We start from the raw sequence: 13,960 nt of genomic DNA on the forward strand, positions 1-13,960 counted from the left end.
TTCCACACCCGCCGCCGGTGCAGCAGCAGGAAGCGGACGCCCCCCGGCCCCGGTCCGTAGCGCGCATTGAGGCGGGCGATCCCCGCCGCCGCCGTGGCCACCAGGGCCGCATCGCCCTCGGCGTGCTCCGCGTCGGCATCGGTCCAGTCGGACAGCAGGGCGAAATGCAGGTCGCCTTCGGGGCTGGCCAGATGATGGATCTCCAGCCGCTCGATATTCTCCTCGATGGAGGCCGGGCTGGTCAGCAGCGTGGGCACCGCCACCAGCGTGCGCAGATGGGAGGGAACGCCGTCGCGCAGCTCCAGCGCCGGCAGGGCGGTCGCCCCGAAGCCGAAGCTCATGGCGCGGTTGACCAGCGCCACCGCTGCATCGAGGGCCGGGACGGCCCCGAGCAGCGCCAGAAGGCCGAGCGCCGGCCCGGTGAACCCGGCGTAGCCCATCGCCAGCAGCGGCAAGGCGAGCAGCAGCGCGGCAGCGATGGCGATGGCGCCCACATAGCCGCCGATGCCAAAGGCCCGGCTCAACCGGGTGGAAACGTCATGAAGCGGCAGGCGGAAGCCGATCTCCTGCTCGAACGCGCGCCGCCCGCCTCCGATCAGGTGGTAGCCGGGATCGCTTTCACGCCGGATCGCATCGGCGTCGCGGGGCTCACGCACACGCGCGGTCGCGGCCAGGGCGGCCCGGGCGATCTGAAGCTCGGTGCGCGGCGCGCCCCGCGCCAGCTGCTCGATGGCGTTGCGGTAGAGGTTGCGGGTTGAAAAATCCATCGCCGGATAGGCGCTGCCAGCGGTGAGCACGAGGTCCACGAGGCTGGTGCGCTCGAACATCTCCTTCCAATCCAGATCGGAGATCAGGCGCAGGCTGGTGATGATGTTGCGCACCGTCAGGTTGGCGGCGCCCTGGCTGCGGTGCACGTCGCGCACCACAGCGTCCGCATTCATGCCCTGTGCCGCGAGGCGCTGGTCCAGCCAGGTGAGGGCGGGCGTGATCCTCGGGTCCTGATCGCGCAGCCGGTGCACCAGTTGCACCGCGAGGGCATCGGCCAGCGGACCCTGCTCGTGGCCGGCGAGCACGGACGCCACCGGCTCGGGCGGGCGCCCGCTCAGCCCCAGCAGGCGGTCGGCCAGCGCATCGGCCTCGCGCCGGGCCACACGATCCTCCACGATGCGCTCGGCCATGCGCCGCAGATTCTCGATGAGCACGATGCGCAGGGTGATGGACACCGCCCACAGCTCGCCGATGGTGAGGGGCTGCACCTCCTGATAGGCATTCAGGTAACGCGCCAGCATCTCCGGATCGAAGCGGCTGTCGGTATGGGCCACGAACGCCCACGCCACCCCGAACACGCGCGGATAGCCGGCGAACGGCCCGGCGGCGAGCTTGGGCAGCTGGCGATAATAGCCCGGCGGCAGATCGGAACGGATCTCGCGGATCTGCTTTTCCACCAGGTGATAATTGTCGATCAGCCATTCCGCCGAGGGGGTGATGGCGCCGCCCTCGGCGAGGGCACCGGCGATGGCCCGGTAGGCGTCCAGCAGCACGGCGCCGTTGTCGGCAAGGCGGGCCGACAGCGTATGGCCTCGGGCCGATCGCGGTCGTACCGGCTGGGCGGCAGCCAGGCTGCGGGCGTGCTCCTCCAGGCGCTCCGCGCTGAACAGTTCTTCACGAACCGGTTGGCGATCGTCCCAGGGGGAAGACGCAGGTACGCGCCCGACGGCGCTCAGGAGGAGGGAGAGCAAATGGACCTTTCTGCCGCGCTTTCGGCGCACGGTGGGCCTCATGTCCATCTAGAGCGTCTTCCGTTCGCACTGGCTCACGGCAATCGCCCTGGAGTCTTGTTTTGACGCGTTTACTTCAAGCGAACCTGTATCCACTTCGCTCGAAAACGCTCCAGCCGGAATTCTTCCGGCTGGAGGCTCAGGCGCTGTGCGGGCTTGTTACACCCCGGCCTGCGACGGGCCCCGAGACGGTCTTGCTCACGTGCCGCCAGGCTTGACCGATGGCCGCTGAGCCAGGCTCGGCGGCCGTTGACTATCCCTCGATCGTATCGGCGAAGGCGCGGGCAAACCGCACCGCCAGCGCCCGCGCATCCGCCTGAAGCTCGGCGTTGCTCTTCGGCGCGGAAGCGGCGCTGCGCACGGGAATTTCGAGGGTCAGCGACCCGCCGCCGGAATCCTGCTCGCGCCAGACGATCCGGGCGAGGACGTGATCGGCGTCGAGCGCCTGGAAAATGATGTTGAGGCCTTTGTTCATCTGGACCTCTGTCGTCGTCGGGGCAAAGGCGCACGGCGCACACCTGTCGAATGCCATCTGGCGACAGGTCCCTGCAGTAGGTCCAAATGTCGTCGGCCTTAAGAGTGGCGTCGGCCTTGAGCATTTTCCATTCGCATGGGGCTCACGGCAATCGCTGACAAGTCTTACTTTGACGCGTTTTCTTTACGCGAACCGGTATCCACTTCGCTCGAAAACGCTCTCGAATCTTGTTTTGACGCGTTTTCTTTACGCGAACCGGTATCCACTTCGCTTGAAAACGCTCTAGAAATCGGCGGTGGAGAGACGATTGAAATTCTGCTTCCGCCGCGCATAGATCCCGCTGGCGACACTTTCAATCCGCGTCCGGTTCACGTCGAAGACCTGGAGCGATGCCGCCTCGTCCTGCCCCGCCCTGGGGTTGAAGCGCTGAAGCACATCCGCGTCCACGTGGAACGAAATTTCGAACGTGGAATCGTATCCCCAGAAGGTGACGCAGCGCTTGGACGCGTTATAGCTGCGACTGGTGTTGGGAAACTGGAGCGACATGGGAATTCCCCTTGATAGGCGCGGCCGTCTAGAGCGCAAATCGAGCCAATTTGCTCGGTGAACAGCCCTCTAAACTTAAGCCAAGAGCAATTCCCGTAAAAATGCACAGCGACTTTGCGTCAGGAACTGCTACAGGGCGACGCTTTAAGCGGCCGCGACGGAAGAGGGACCCTCGTGGTTCTCCGCCGATTGCTGTCGATCTTTCAACACGGCAGCTTCCAGGTCGGCGGCGTCGATGGCGAGGCTCTCGCTTCGGCCCTGCGGCGCCGCGACGGCCGGCGTGTGCAGCATGGTCGCCACGCGCCGGTAGGCGATGAAGGAAAGGCCGAGGATCTGCTCCTCGTCGATCACCACACGATAGGTTCCAGCCGGGAGCACACCCTCGGTGCCGCTGATCCGGAAGGGGTGCTCGAACGTGACCATGGTTTCATGGGTGCGAACGTTCATATCGACACCTCAGCTCTTCTTCTTCGGAGGCCCGATTGATACGGGCGTACCCTTGATGAACGAAGGCGCTGCCACAGGTTCTTTTTGCTTCTTCGGCTTCTTGGTCTCGCGATTCCCGCGCACTTGTCCCTTGGCCATTGCCGTCTCCTGCGCCTGGCATTGTGTGCTTCACGCGTGCTGACGATGCCGGCGACCACTGGGTCACTCAACCACTGGGCTACTCGTAGCCGCTCAAATTGAGGTCCTCGCCCCCTCGGACGCACAAGCTGAAGGCCGCGCAGGCTGAAGGGCACGTGACCTGCAAGGCGCCGGGCGCCTTGCAGGAAATTGGTTCACGCATGTTCTACGTACGCTGCCGGTCCAGTCTCGGCCGGCCATGTGGAAAACATGCGAAGGCCGGCGACATCCGATTGCTCGGGTCCCCGGCCGGAGCGATCAGCTCAGATCCTTGAGCTGGTCAGCCGACAGCTTGCCGCTCTTGCGATCAGTGACGAGCTCGAAGGCCACTTTCTGGCCCTCGCGCAGATCGGACATACCTGCGCGCTCAACCGCGCTGATATGCACGAAGGCATCGCTGCCGCCGGAATCGGGGGTGATGAAGCCAAAGCCCTTCTGGGCGTTGAACCACTTTACGGTTCCCTCAGCCATGGGAAACCCTTTCAAATTTTGAGATGTAGCTTACCGAGCCTTGCCCGGCTGTCGAAATCGCATTTTCTGGCGAGAGATATTGGTTTAGCGCAGAACTCAATCCCGCCTATAGCCAAGTTTTCCGGCTTTCCATCGACGCATCAGCTATGCTCCCAAATGCTGGAAATAGCAATAATATATTCCATATGGCCATTTCCACATATGTTGATATGCCAAGCTTCGCCGAAGACGTGCGCTGTCTCCGTCCGCGCCGCGTCGCCCACGGGTGCGCCTTGCGCATGGAACAGCAGGCCGGGCCGGAACCCCTGGGGCTTGCATCGCAAGCTGATGGGATGACCGCGCGGTTCACCGAGAACATCGGATCAATTTGCAGGGATCGCGCTCTGGGTGGAGGCCGGGAGCGGCATCGGAAAACCTTGCGGTGGTGTCGCGCTCATGCGCTGATAGAGTGGCCCCTCCGCAGGGGGTTACCCATTGAGCTTACTCCAGATCCGCCACACCACCACCTATCGCTTTCACCGGCCGGTGGCGTTCGGTCCCCATCGCCTGATGCTCCGCCCGCGTGAAAGCCGTGACCTGCGCGTGATATCCAACACCGTCACCCTTGCACCGCAGGCGAGCGTCAGCTGGGCGCACGACGTCTCGGGCAATGCGGTGGCAACCGCGACCTTTCAGGCCGGCGGCGACCTTCTGGTGGTCGAAAGCCTGACCCAGATCCAGCTGGATGCGGTGGCCTGGCCGGTGTTCGACATCGCCGGTTCCGCCCAATCCTTCCCGTTCCGCTATTCCGACGACGAGTGGAAAGATCTCGGCGCGCTCGGCACCCCGCAATATCCCGATCCGGGCAACCACCTGCGCACCTGGGCCCAGGGCTTCGTGCGCGCCATACCCACCGACACCCTCTCCCTGCTCAAGGACCTGAGCATGGGGGTCTCCCAGGCCATCAGCTACCAGAGCCGCGACGAGGAGGGCACGCAGGCCCCGGTGCAGACCCTGCAACGGGGCTGGGGATCGTGCCGGGATTTCGCGCTCCTGTTCGTGGAGGCGGCCCGCAGCCTCGGCTTCGGGGCGCGCATCGTGTCCGGCTATCTCCACAATCCCGACCAGAGCCAGACGGGATCGGACGGCGCGGGATCAACCCACGCCTGGGGCGAGGTGTTCGTACCGGGGGCGGGCTGGATCCCATTCGATCCCACCAACCGCAGCATGGGGGGATCGAACCTCATTCCCGTCGCGGTGGTCCGCGATATCCGCCAGGCCATTCCGGTGGCCGGCAGCTTTATCGGCGACACCCTCGCCTTCCGGGACATGGCCGTGGATGTCCGCGTCTGGTGAGGCGGGGTAGCGTTAAGCCAGCGCTCTCATGATCGGGCCTTGGCCTCCGGAGCGGCCGGCGCGTCCTTGTGGTCATGAAGAAAGCGCGCGATGAGAGCCTTGAGCTGCGCCGGATCATCGTGATCGCTTGCGGTCGCCCGCCGGAACAGCGCACGCTGCACGGCGGTCGGCAGGTCGGTCCATTCCTTGACCACAGCGGCGCCCAAGCATTCGAGAATGTGCCGCTCTCGTTCAGTCAAGGCAGCATGGCGCGCGGAAAGATTGGGGGGCATCTGAGCACCACCCTCATCGTCCCAACGCGAGATGGCGGAGGCCGCATCAGCACGGGGCGGCTCGATATCTTGGCGATTACTTCCCATTCTTGAGATGTATCACAAACCGAACTGCACCACAATTTCCGGCAGCATTCGTTTCCGGCGCCCCGGAATGGCGGGTTCAAGCGCCTGCCGCGGGGCTGGAACCGAGCGCGCGATCCGGTCAGAGTGAACCGATCGAATCGGCGCGCGCGCGCTCGCGGCAGGCGGACATGACGCTGTTCCGGCGTTTCGTCACGCACGGCAGAACCCCGTTCGCGGCACCCCTTGGCACGAACCAACCCGAGCGGATGGGTCTCCCGCCCCACACGCCGCCGCCGGCAGCAATGGCCCTACTTCAGCTGCTGCTCCACCTTGGCGATGGCGGCATTGGCGCAGGCCTCGTCCAGATGCCCGCCCGGCGCCCCGCCGACGCCCACGGCGCCGATGACCTCGTTGCCCGACTTCACCGGAACGCCGCCGGCCACGACGAGAAAGCCATCGATGGCGACGAGTTGCGCAGCCGCCGGCGTCTTCTGGATGTTCTCCACCATGGTCGAGGTGGGAATGCGCGTGGACGCCGAGGTGAACGCCTTGCGCCGCGCCGCGTCGGGGGTGTGAACGCCGGCATTGTCCGCACGCGCAAGCGCCCGCAGCACGCCGGCCCGGTCCACCACGGCGGCGGTCACGTTGTAGCCCTGCGCCGCGCAGGCGGCCACCGTCTCGCGCGCGATCTCCATCGCGATCGCCAGCGGCATGTTCTTTTCCTGGAGAACCTGGGCGGAGGCGGCAGGCGCGAGCGAGGCCGCGGCCACGGCGGCGAGAAGAAGGCGCTTCATCGTCAATCCCTTATGGTTGCGGCGGATGTCTTTGGTCCGTCTGCGATGGCACCGGAGCGACTGGGCGTCGGGACCCCGGCGCGGAAAGCGGATCAGGGTGGCGGAACCGCGCCGCCACGGCCCAGTGCTCTACGCTGCGGCGCGCCTCGGCTTAATCCGCGTCTTCACACGGGCGGCTAGGTAGGATTACCGAGACGGCGGCGTAGCAACGGGTGCCGCCAGCGACATGCGCACCAGATCCGCCACCGAGCTGGTGCCGAGCTTTTCGGCGATGTTGGCGCGGTGGGCGTCGATGGTGCGCGGCGAGACGGCCAGTGCCGCCGCGATCTCCTTGCTCGCCCAGCCCCGGCACACCATGTCCATGACCTCCCGCTCGCGCTCGGTCAGGGTGGCGAGCAGGGCATGCGTCTCCTGCCGTTCCAGAACCTCTTCCAGCACCTTGCCCGCGGCGGCGAGGGCATCCAGCAGAACCTGTTCGTCCACCGGCTTGGTGAGGAAATCCAGGATGCCCGCCTTGAAGGCGCGCCGACAGGCGTTCACGTCGCCATGGCCGGTCATCATGATGGTCGGCCAGTCGATGCCGCGCGCCGCCAGCGCCGCCTTGAGCTGGAGCCCGCTGACCAGCGGCATGCGCAGGTCGATGAGGAGGCAGCCGGGGCGCGCCGTGTCCACATGGGCGAGGAAGGTCTCGGGGTCGGCGAAGGTCTCCACCGTCATGCCGCAGGTGGAGAGCAGCAGCGACAGCGCCTGCCGCACCGCCGCATCGTCATCCACGATATAGACGCGCAGGGCCTTCATTGCGCCGCCTCCATGCGCGCCGCCGCCGCAGGCAGCACGATGACGAAGGCTGCGCCCGCCATCGCCCCGGCATCCGCGCGGATGGAGCCGCCGGCCCGTTCCACCAGCGTCGCGCACAGGGACAGGCCGAGCCCCATGCCGTCCGCCTTGGTGGTGAAGAAGGGCTCGAACAGGCGCGGCAGAACGGCCGGGGGAATGCCCGGCCCGGTGTCGGAAACGCGGATCACCACCTGCCCGCCGCCGGTCCCGGTGCCGATGACGATCATCTTCTCGGCCTGCGCCGTGCCGTCGAGACTGTCCACCGCATTGCGGATGAGATTGTGCAGCACCTGCTCCAGCTCGATGGGGTCCACCACCGCCTGCGGCAGCGCGCGTTCCAGCTCCAGCTCCAGGCGGATGCCGCGCTGGGCGAGATCGGTGCGCGCCAGAGCGGCGGCATCGACGATCACGGCATTGATGTCGGAGGGGATGCGCGCGGTGGCGCGGTTGCTGATGTAGTCGCGCATGCGCTGGAGCATCTCCCCGGCGCGCTTGGCCTCGCGCACATTGGCCCGCAGCGCCTCGTCGAGCCGCTGGGCATCGCCGCCCGGCGCCACCAGCCGCAGCGCGGCCTGGCTCTGGCTGAGCAGGGCGGTGAGCGGCTGGGTCAGTTCGTGGGCGATGCCGGAGGCAAGCTCGCCCAGGGCATTGACCCGCGAGGCGTGGGCAAGGCGGGTCTCGCGCTCCAGCAGCAGGCTGCGCTCCTGCGCCTCCCGGGCCACGGCGCGCGAGCGGCTGGCGTCCCGGCGCTGCCTCAGGGTGTAGCGCAGGGCCAGAAGGCCGACGAGGGACAGGACCGCGAAGAGCAGCACCGGCCCCGGCGTCACCCCCTGCGCGAACGCAAGGCTGCGGTCCAGCGACAGCCGCAAGGGCTGGGTCTGGCTATCCACGGCACGCTCGAAGCGCAGGGTTTCAAGCGCCGCTCTGCCCGGTGGCCCGGCGGCGGCGCGATCAACAAGGGCGTGGCCGCCAAGCTCCAGCCGCAGGCGGGTCGCCTCCGGACGCTCCTCCCCCTCCACCAGGAGGGCGGGGTCGATCTCCACGATCATCGCCAGCGGACGGCCCGGCGCGCCGGCCCGCTTGCCGAGGAAATAGCGCCCCGGAACGGCGGGATCGGCATAGGCCCGGGCCTCGCCGGGCGCCTGGGCGAAGACGCCGGCGGTGAAGGCGGGCAAGGGCATCGCCAGCGCCCCGTCCGGGGCCGCCACAAGGATTTCACCGGGGCCTGCCGCCCCCGGCGCCACGATGCGCACGGAAACGATGCGCGGATAAAAGCGCATGATGGCAAGGGCCACCTGCCGCACCGCCTCGCGCGGCGGCGGATCGGCCGATTGCACCAGCGCCGCGAGGCTGGTGAGGTGGGCATCGTGCTGCGCCACGCGCTGGGAGACGATGCGATGCAGCGCCACACCGGCGGCGTTCAGCTCTTCGCCGGCATGCTGCGTGGCCGAGCGGATGGAGAGCAGCGCAAAGCCGCCCACCGCCCCGATCCACACCAGGACCAGAACCGCGATCGACCTGAAGGCAAAGATGCGGCGGCTCACCCCATCTCCCCATCCTGGAACATCCCGCCGCACCGGATGGCGACGGCGTCGCCGCCATATGGCGCCATTTCCGCTGCCGACGGAAGATCCCCCTCACCGGCACGGCCGGGCGGGTCAGGCCCGCTCTGCCGGCTCGAACCCGTAGAGGCGCCCCGGATTGGCGACGAGGATGAGCTGGCGGATCGCCTCCGGCACCCGGTCGAGCCCGAGCCGCAAGCCCGGGTCGAGATCGCCGGGCATGTCACGCCACAGTTCCGTGTGGGGCCAGTCGCTGCCCCACAGCAGCCGGTCCGGGCGGCAGGCGATAAGCGCCTCCACGAAAGGCGCGAGGTCTGTGTAAGGCGCCGTCGCGCGGCTGACGCGATAGGGCGCGGAGAGCTTCACCCAGAGAGTACCCGCCGCGAGCAGGGCCAGCACCTGCGCGAACGCCGCATCCCCCACCGGCCGCGCGGGATCGAGCAGGCCGAGATGGTCCAGCACCACCGGCACCGGGCAGCCTTCCACCAGCGGCGCGAGCGCAGCGCCCTGCCCAATCTCCACCTGAAGCTGGATGTGCCATCGCAGTGGCGCGATGCGGCGGCCGAGCAGCGCCACGTCCTCCAGCGCAAGCCCGCCAGGATTGCGCCGGTTGACGCGGATGCCCCGCACGCCCGCATGGTGCAATTCGGCAAGGCCGTCATCGGAAATGGATGGCGGCACCACCACCACGCCGCGCAGCCGCCCCGGCGCCTGCCGGAGCGTGTCGAGAAGGGCTGAATTGTCCGTGCCGTAGACGCTCGGCTGCACCAGCACCGCCCGATCGATGCCCAGCGCCGCCATCACCGGCCGGTAATCCGCGAAGGACACGGGGTGGGGCGTGTAGGTGCGCACCGCCGCCAACGGATAGCGCGCCACGGGGCCGAACACGTGCATGTGCGCATCGCAGGTGCCCGGCGGCAGCAGCCGCACCGCCGGCGGCGAACCGGGAGGATGCGGCGGCAGGCACAGGGGCGCGCCGGGCACGGCGGCCTCCATGCTCAGGACGCCTCGTCCGGCTTGCGGACCATGAAGTCGAAATCGCATCCCTCGTCGGCCTGAAGCACCGTCTGCGCATAGAGCCGCGCATAGCCGCGCTCGGGGACAGGACGCACCGGCCCGGCCGGGAGGTCCGCCCGCCGCCGGGTGAGTTCGTCCTCGTCCACCAGCAGGTCGATGCGGCGGCCGGCCACGTCGAGGCGGATCATGTCGCCGGTCCTCACCAGGGCCAGCGGCCCGCCGATGGCGGATTCGGGCGTGATGTGCAGCACGATGGTGCCGAAGGCGGTGCCGCTCATACGGGCATCGGAGATGCGCACCATGTCCTTCACGCCCTGCCGGCCGAGCTTCTTCGGGATGGGCAGATAGCCCGCCTCCGGCATGCCCGGCGCGCCCTTGGGGCCGGTGTTGCGCAGCACCAGCACGTCGTCGGCCGTCACGTCGAGGTCCGGATCGTCGATGCGCGCCGCCATGTCGATGACGGAATCGAACACCACCGCCCGGCCCGTGTGCTGCAACAGGCGCTCGGTCGCCGCCGCCTGCTTCAGCACGGCGCCGCCGGGGGCGAGGTTGCCGTGGAGCACCACCATGGAGCCCTCGGCCTTGATGGGCGCGCTGCGGGGGCGGATGACCTCCTGGCCCGGCACATCCTCGGCCGTGGCCACCACCTCGCGCAAAGTCGCGCCGGTGACGGTGGGGGCGTCGAGGTCCACGAGGTCGCCGAGCTGGGCCAGCAGCCGCGGCACGCCGCCGGCATGGTGGAAGTGCTCCATGTAGTGCGCGCCGGACGGTTTCAGGTCCACCAGCACCGGCACTTCGCGGCCGATCTCGTCGAGGGTCTCAAGGGCGAAGCGGTGGGGCGTGCGCCCGGCGATGGCGGCGAGATGGACGATGCCGTTGGTGGAGCCGCCGATGGCCTGCATCACCACCATGGCATTGCGGAAGGCCCTCGGCGTCAGGAGGTCGCTGGGGCGCGGACCGCCTTCCACCGCGAGCTTGGCCGCCACCTTGCCGCTGGCCTCGGCAAGGCGGACCCGCTCGGCATGGGGGGCGGGAATGGTCGCGCTCATGGGCAGGGACAGGCCCATGGCCTCGGTGATACAGGCCATGGTGCTGGCCGTGCCCATGACCATGCAGGTGCCGACGGACGGCGCGAGGCGGCCATTCACCGTCTCGATCTCCGCTTCGTCGATCTCGCCGGCGCGATGGGCGCTCCACAGGCGCCGGCAATCGGTGCAGGCGCCCAGCACCTCGCCGCGGTGATGACCCACCACCATGGGGCCCACCGGCACCACCACCGTGGGCAGGTCCACGCTCGCGGCGGCCATGATCTGGGCCGGCAGGGTCTTGTCGCAGCCGCCGATGACCACCACCGCATCCATGGGCTGGGCGCGGATCATCTCCTCCGTGTCCATGGCCATGAGATTGCGCAGGAACATGGAGGTGGGATGGGCGAAGCTCTCGTGGATGGAGATGGTGGGGAACACCATGGGCATGGCGCCCGCCAGCATCACCCCGCGCTTCACCGCCTCGACCAAGGCGGGCGCGTTGCCGTGGCAGGGATTGTAGTCCGAATAGGTGTTGGTGATGCCGACGATGGGCCGGTCGAGCGCGTCGTCCGAATAGCCCATGGCCTTGATGAAGGCCTTGCGCAGGAACAGCGCGAAGCCCTCGTCACCGTAGCTGGTCAAGCCCTTACGCAGTCCCCGCGCCATCCGTGCCGTCCTCTTGCCGATCGTCGTCGACCTGGGCGGGACATTCGAGGCGGCGGCCTATATTGTCAATAAAATTAGCGCTACACCGCCTTATCTCGGCTGATATTCGGAATATTTCGCATTCATTATTGACAATTATGCGGAGGCTCCGCACTCTCCCGCAAAAATCAGAACACGCCATGGGAGGACGGGATGAAGAGCGTTCGCAGGATCGGGATGGCCGCCCTGGCGGTTCTGGCGATGGGGGCGGGCCATGCGGCGGCGCAGGAGCCCACCCAGATCACCATGTGGAGCAACTGGCCCGACGAGCCGGCCAAGAAGGACTGGGTCACCGCCCGCGTCCAGGAGTTCGAGGCCGCCAACAAGCAGTGCAGCGTGAAGCTCAGCTTCATTCCCAAGGCCGACATCTATACCCAGGCCAAGTCCGCGGTGCGCACCGGACAGGCCCCCGACATCTTCTACATGGAACCGGACCAGCCCGAATTCCTCGCCGGCGGCTTCCTGGAACCCCTTGACGACCACATCAACCTTGCCGGCATCGAGGACTGGGCCAAGCCGGCCTGGACTTCAAAGGGCAAGGTCTATGGCGTGCCGGTGGAGGCCTATACGGTCGAGCTGTACTACAACAAGGATCTCGTGAAGAAGGTCGGCGTGGAGGTTCCCCCCTCCTTCCAGCTGACGCAGGCGGCCTTCGCGGATCTCGTGAAGAAGGGCGTCGCCGCCGGCATCACGCCGGTGTCGCAGGGCGTGGGCGACCGGCCCTTCCCCGGCGGCCAGCTGTTGTTTGAATCCCTGCTGCGCAAGCTCGGCAAGGACGATTACGCCAAGCTGCTCAACGGCGAATTGTCCTTCAAGGACCCGCGCGTGGTGGAGGTGATGACCTGGGTGAAGGGGCTGGTGGATGCCGGCGCCTATCCCAAGAGCTTTTCCACCCTGAAGCTCGGCGAATCCCACTTCTATTTCTACAATACGCCCGGCTCCCTCACCTTCCCCGATCCCAGCTGGTTCACCGGCCGCGCCTTCGCCGCGCCCGAGAAGGGCGGCATGCCGGCGGGCTTTCCCCTCGGCATCATGAAATTCCCCGCCATGGACAACGGCGCCTGCCCCAATTGCAAGACCCTCGCGGTGGCCGGCAGCTTCGTGATGTATTCCAAGGGCAAGAACAAGGACTGCGCCGGCAGGCTGCTGAAATCCATGGCCACCGCCGAGAACGGCACCAAATGGATCGGCCAGGTCTCCCTCCAGAGCGGCCTCAAGTCTGATCCGGCAAAGATCGAGAGCCCGCACAAGGATTATTTCGCCGATCTCATCGCCCGTAACAAGGACGCGGACTATTTCTTCGGCACGCCGCTGCTCTACTACCGGGCGAAGTGCGCCGACACCTATGTCCAGGTGATGAACAACGCCTTCCCCGCCGGCCTCATCACCGTGGCGGAGGCCGGCGAGAAGATGGACGCCGCCTGCCTGAAGAAGTGATCCATGACGGACGCGCTCGCCTTGAAGCCCGCATCCCGCAACGAGGGGGCGAAAGCCTCCTCCTCCACCCTCGCCGATCCGCGCCGGGCGTCCCGGCTCGTGCTCGCCGTCTTCCTCGGCCCGGGCCTGCTGATCTACGGGGGGCTCACCGCCTATCCGGCGGTGCGCACCATCTATGACAGCTTCTTCCACATCGAGGGGATGGAGGCGACCTTCGTCGGGCTCGCCAATTATGCCGAGCTGATGGGCGACGAAACCTTCTGGGTGGCGGTGCGCAACACCTTCATCTGGTCCTTCGTCGCGCCCTTTCTCGACGTGGCCACCGGCCTCCTGCTGGCGCTGGCGCTTTATGCCGGCGTGCCCTTCGCCCGCTTCCTGCGGGTCGCCTGGTTCACGCCGGTGTTGCTGTCCTATGTGGTGGTCGCGATCCTGTGGATGTGGATCTACAATTACGACTGGGGCGTGCTGAACGCGCTCCTGCGCGCCGTGGGGCTTGAAAGCCTTGCCTCGTCCTGGCTCGGCGACCCGAAGCTCGCGCTGGCCTCGCTCATCGTCACCCATGCGTGGAAGTGGGCCGGCTTCAATATGGTGGTGTGCCTTGCCGCCATCCACTCCCTGCCGCGGGAAGTTTTGGAGGCGTCAGAGCTGGATAATTGCGGCTGGGGCGCGAAGCTGCGCTACGTCATCATCCCCATGCTGCGGCCCACTTTGCTCAGCCTCTACATCCTCGCCTTCATCGGCAAGATGAAGATCTTCGACCTGGTCTGGATCATGACGCAGGGCGGACCGCTCTGGGCCACCGAGACCGTCTCCACCTACGTCTACAAGCGCGCCTTCAACTGGAACACCTTCGATCTCGGCTATCCGTCCGCGATCGCCACCGTCTGGTTCCTGGTGGTGTGCGCCTCGGTGCTCATCCTGAACCGGGTGCTCGGTTCCAAGGAACGGCTGGAGTACTGACATGGCCGTGACCACCGTCCTCGACCGGGACCCGCGCCCGCACCCCTCGCGCC

The 13,960-nt window shown here is 67.2% G+C and carries 14 protein-coding genes and 1 pseudogene; 3 read left to right on the forward strand and 12 right to left on the reverse strand.

What is annotated here, in order from left to right; genetic code table 11:
• From K9U41_RS17450 to K9U41_RS17475, 6 genes and pseudogenes are all read right to left on the reverse strand, one after another.
• Positions 1-1,739 (reverse strand): annotated as a pseudogene (locus K9U41_RS17450) (glycosyl transferase); the annotation flags it as partial.
• 292 nt (positions 1,740-2,031) lie between these two features.
• Positions 2,032-2,253, reverse strand: coding sequence for a hypothetical protein (locus K9U41_RS17455; RefSeq protein ID WP_282642150.1), 222 nt, complete (start codon positions 2,251-2,253; stop codon positions 2,032-2,034).
• A gap of 282 nt (positions 2,254-2,535) precedes the next feature.
• Complete coding sequence (locus K9U41_RS17460; RefSeq protein WP_282642151.1) at positions 2,536-2,799, reverse strand: DUF1488 domain-containing protein; 264 nt, start codon at positions 2,797-2,799, stop codon at positions 2,536-2,538.
• A gap of 144 nt (positions 2,800-2,943) precedes the next feature.
• A complete protein-coding gene (locus K9U41_RS17465; protein ID WP_282642152.1) occupies positions 2,944-3,246 on the reverse strand; it encodes a hypothetical protein in 303 nt (100 codons plus the stop codon).
• A 9-nt stretch (positions 3,247-3,255) separates the two neighbouring features.
• Positions 3,256-3,384, reverse strand: coding sequence for a hypothetical protein (locus K9U41_RS17470; RefSeq protein WP_282642153.1), 129 nt, complete (start codon positions 3,382-3,384; stop codon positions 3,256-3,258).
• A gap of 297 nt (positions 3,385-3,681) precedes the next feature.
• Positions 3,682-3,894, reverse strand: a complete 213-nt coding sequence (locus K9U41_RS17475; protein ID WP_012113582.1) for a cold-shock protein — start codon at positions 3,892-3,894, stop codon at positions 3,682-3,684.
• 474 nt (positions 3,895-4,368) lie between these two features.
• Here K9U41_RS17475 and K9U41_RS17480 point away from each other — a divergent pair, with 474 nt between their 5' ends.
• Positions 4,369-5,229, forward strand: a complete 861-nt coding sequence (locus K9U41_RS17480; protein ID WP_282642154.1) for a transglutaminase family protein — start codon at positions 4,369-4,371, stop codon at positions 5,227-5,229.
• A 26-nt stretch (positions 5,230-5,255) separates the two neighbouring features.
• On the opposite strand, the gene K9U41_RS17485 is transcribed toward K9U41_RS17480, so the two are convergent.
• From K9U41_RS17485 to K9U41_RS17510, 6 genes are all read right to left on the reverse strand, one after another.
• Complete coding sequence (locus K9U41_RS17485; protein WP_282642155.1) at positions 5,256-5,501, reverse strand: hypothetical protein; 246 nt, start codon at positions 5,499-5,501, stop codon at positions 5,256-5,258.
• A 374-nt stretch (positions 5,502-5,875) separates the two neighbouring features.
• Positions 5,876-6,361 (reverse strand): GlcG/HbpS family heme-binding protein, encoded by a 486-nt coding sequence (locus tag K9U41_RS17490; RefSeq protein WP_282642156.1) that lies wholly within the window; start codon positions 6,359-6,361, stop codon positions 5,876-5,878.
• Between the two features lie 186 nt (positions 6,362-6,547).
• Positions 6,548-7,159, reverse strand: coding sequence for a response regulator transcription factor (locus K9U41_RS17495; RefSeq protein WP_282642157.1), 612 nt, complete (start codon positions 7,157-7,159; stop codon positions 6,548-6,550).
• The gene (locus K9U41_RS17500; protein WP_282642158.1) at positions 7,156-8,742 is read right to left on the reverse strand and encodes a sensor histidine kinase; all 1,587 of its coding nucleotides are present in this window, start codon (positions 8,740-8,742) and stop codon (positions 7,156-7,158) included. Before K9U41_RS17500 ends, K9U41_RS17495 begins: the two co-directional genes overlap by 4 nt.
• 114 nt (positions 8,743-8,856) lie before the next feature.
• Entirely contained in the window at positions 8,857-9,756 is a 900-nt protein-coding gene (locus K9U41_RS17505; RefSeq protein WP_282642159.1) for an amidohydrolase family protein, read from the reverse strand.
• Positions 9,757-9,758: 2 nt separating this feature from the next.
• A complete protein-coding gene (locus tag K9U41_RS17510; protein WP_282642160.1) occupies positions 9,759-11,471 on the reverse strand; it encodes an IlvD/Edd family dehydratase in 1,713 nt (570 codons plus the stop codon).
• 192 nt (positions 11,472-11,663) lie between these two features.
• On the opposite strand from K9U41_RS17510, the gene K9U41_RS17515 reads away from it, so the two are divergent.
• Together K9U41_RS17515 and K9U41_RS17520 are read left to right on the forward strand one after the other, a co-directional pair.
• Positions 11,664-12,947: an ABC transporter substrate-binding protein gene (locus tag K9U41_RS17515; protein ID WP_282642161.1), complete on the forward strand. Its 1,284-nt coding sequence runs from the start codon at positions 11,664-11,666 to the stop codon at positions 12,945-12,947.
• Positions 12,948-12,950: 3 nt separating this feature from the next.
• Positions 12,951-13,907 (forward strand): carbohydrate ABC transporter permease, encoded by a 957-nt coding sequence (locus tag K9U41_RS17520; RefSeq protein WP_282642162.1) that lies wholly within the window; start codon positions 12,951-12,953, stop codon positions 13,905-13,907.
• The last annotated feature ends 53 nt before the right edge of the window (positions 13,908-13,960 follow it).

Origin of the sequence: Xanthobacter autotrophicus (genome assembly GCF_029991245.1) — a bacterium.
GTDB classification, from domain to species: domain Bacteria; phylum Pseudomonadota; class Alphaproteobacteria; order Rhizobiales; family Xanthobacteraceae; genus Xanthobacter; species Xanthobacter autotrophicus_C.

Coding starts and splice junctions, on each gene's coding strand:
- K9U41_RS17475 (WP_012113582.1), bottom strand. CDS start 3,894: ATGGCTGAGGGAACCGTAAAGTGGTTCAACGCCCAGAAGGGCTTTGGC.
- K9U41_RS17510 (WP_282642160.1), bottom strand. CDS start 11,471: ATGGCGCGGGGACTGCGTAAGGGCTTGACCAGCTACGGTGACGAGGGC.
- K9U41_RS17455 (WP_282642150.1), bottom strand. CDS start 2,253: ATGAACAAAGGCCTCAACATCATTTTCCAGGCGCTCGACGCCGATCAC.
- K9U41_RS17465 (WP_282642152.1), bottom strand. CDS start 3,246: ATGAACGTTCGCACCCATGAAACCATGGTCACGTTCGAGCACCCCTTC.
- K9U41_RS17495 (WP_282642157.1), bottom strand. CDS start 7,159: ATGAAGGCCCTGCGCGTCTATATCGTGGATGACGATGCGGCGGTGCGG.
- K9U41_RS17520 (WP_282642162.1), top strand. CDS start 12,951: ATGACGGACGCGCTCGCCTTGAAGCCCGCATCCCGCAACGAGGGGGCG.
- K9U41_RS17485 (WP_282642155.1), bottom strand. CDS start 5,501: ATGCCCCCCAATCTTTCCGCGCGCCATGCTGCCTTGACTGAACGAGAG.
- K9U41_RS17490 (WP_282642156.1), bottom strand. CDS start 6,361: ATGAAGCGCCTTCTTCTCGCCGCCGTGGCCGCGGCCTCGCTCGCGCCT.
- K9U41_RS17460 (WP_282642151.1), bottom strand. CDS start 2,799: ATGTCGCTCCAGTTTCCCAACACCAGTCGCAGCTATAACGCGTCCAAG.
- K9U41_RS17505 (WP_282642159.1), bottom strand. CDS start 9,756: ATGGAGGCCGCCGTGCCCGGCGCGCCCCTGTGCCTGCCGCCGCATCCT.
- K9U41_RS17515 (WP_282642161.1), top strand. CDS start 11,664: ATGAAGAGCGTTCGCAGGATCGGGATGGCCGCCCTGGCGGTTCTGGCG.
- K9U41_RS17470 (WP_282642153.1), bottom strand. CDS start 3,384: ATGGCCAAGGGACAAGTGCGCGGGAATCGCGAGACCAAGAAGCCGAAG.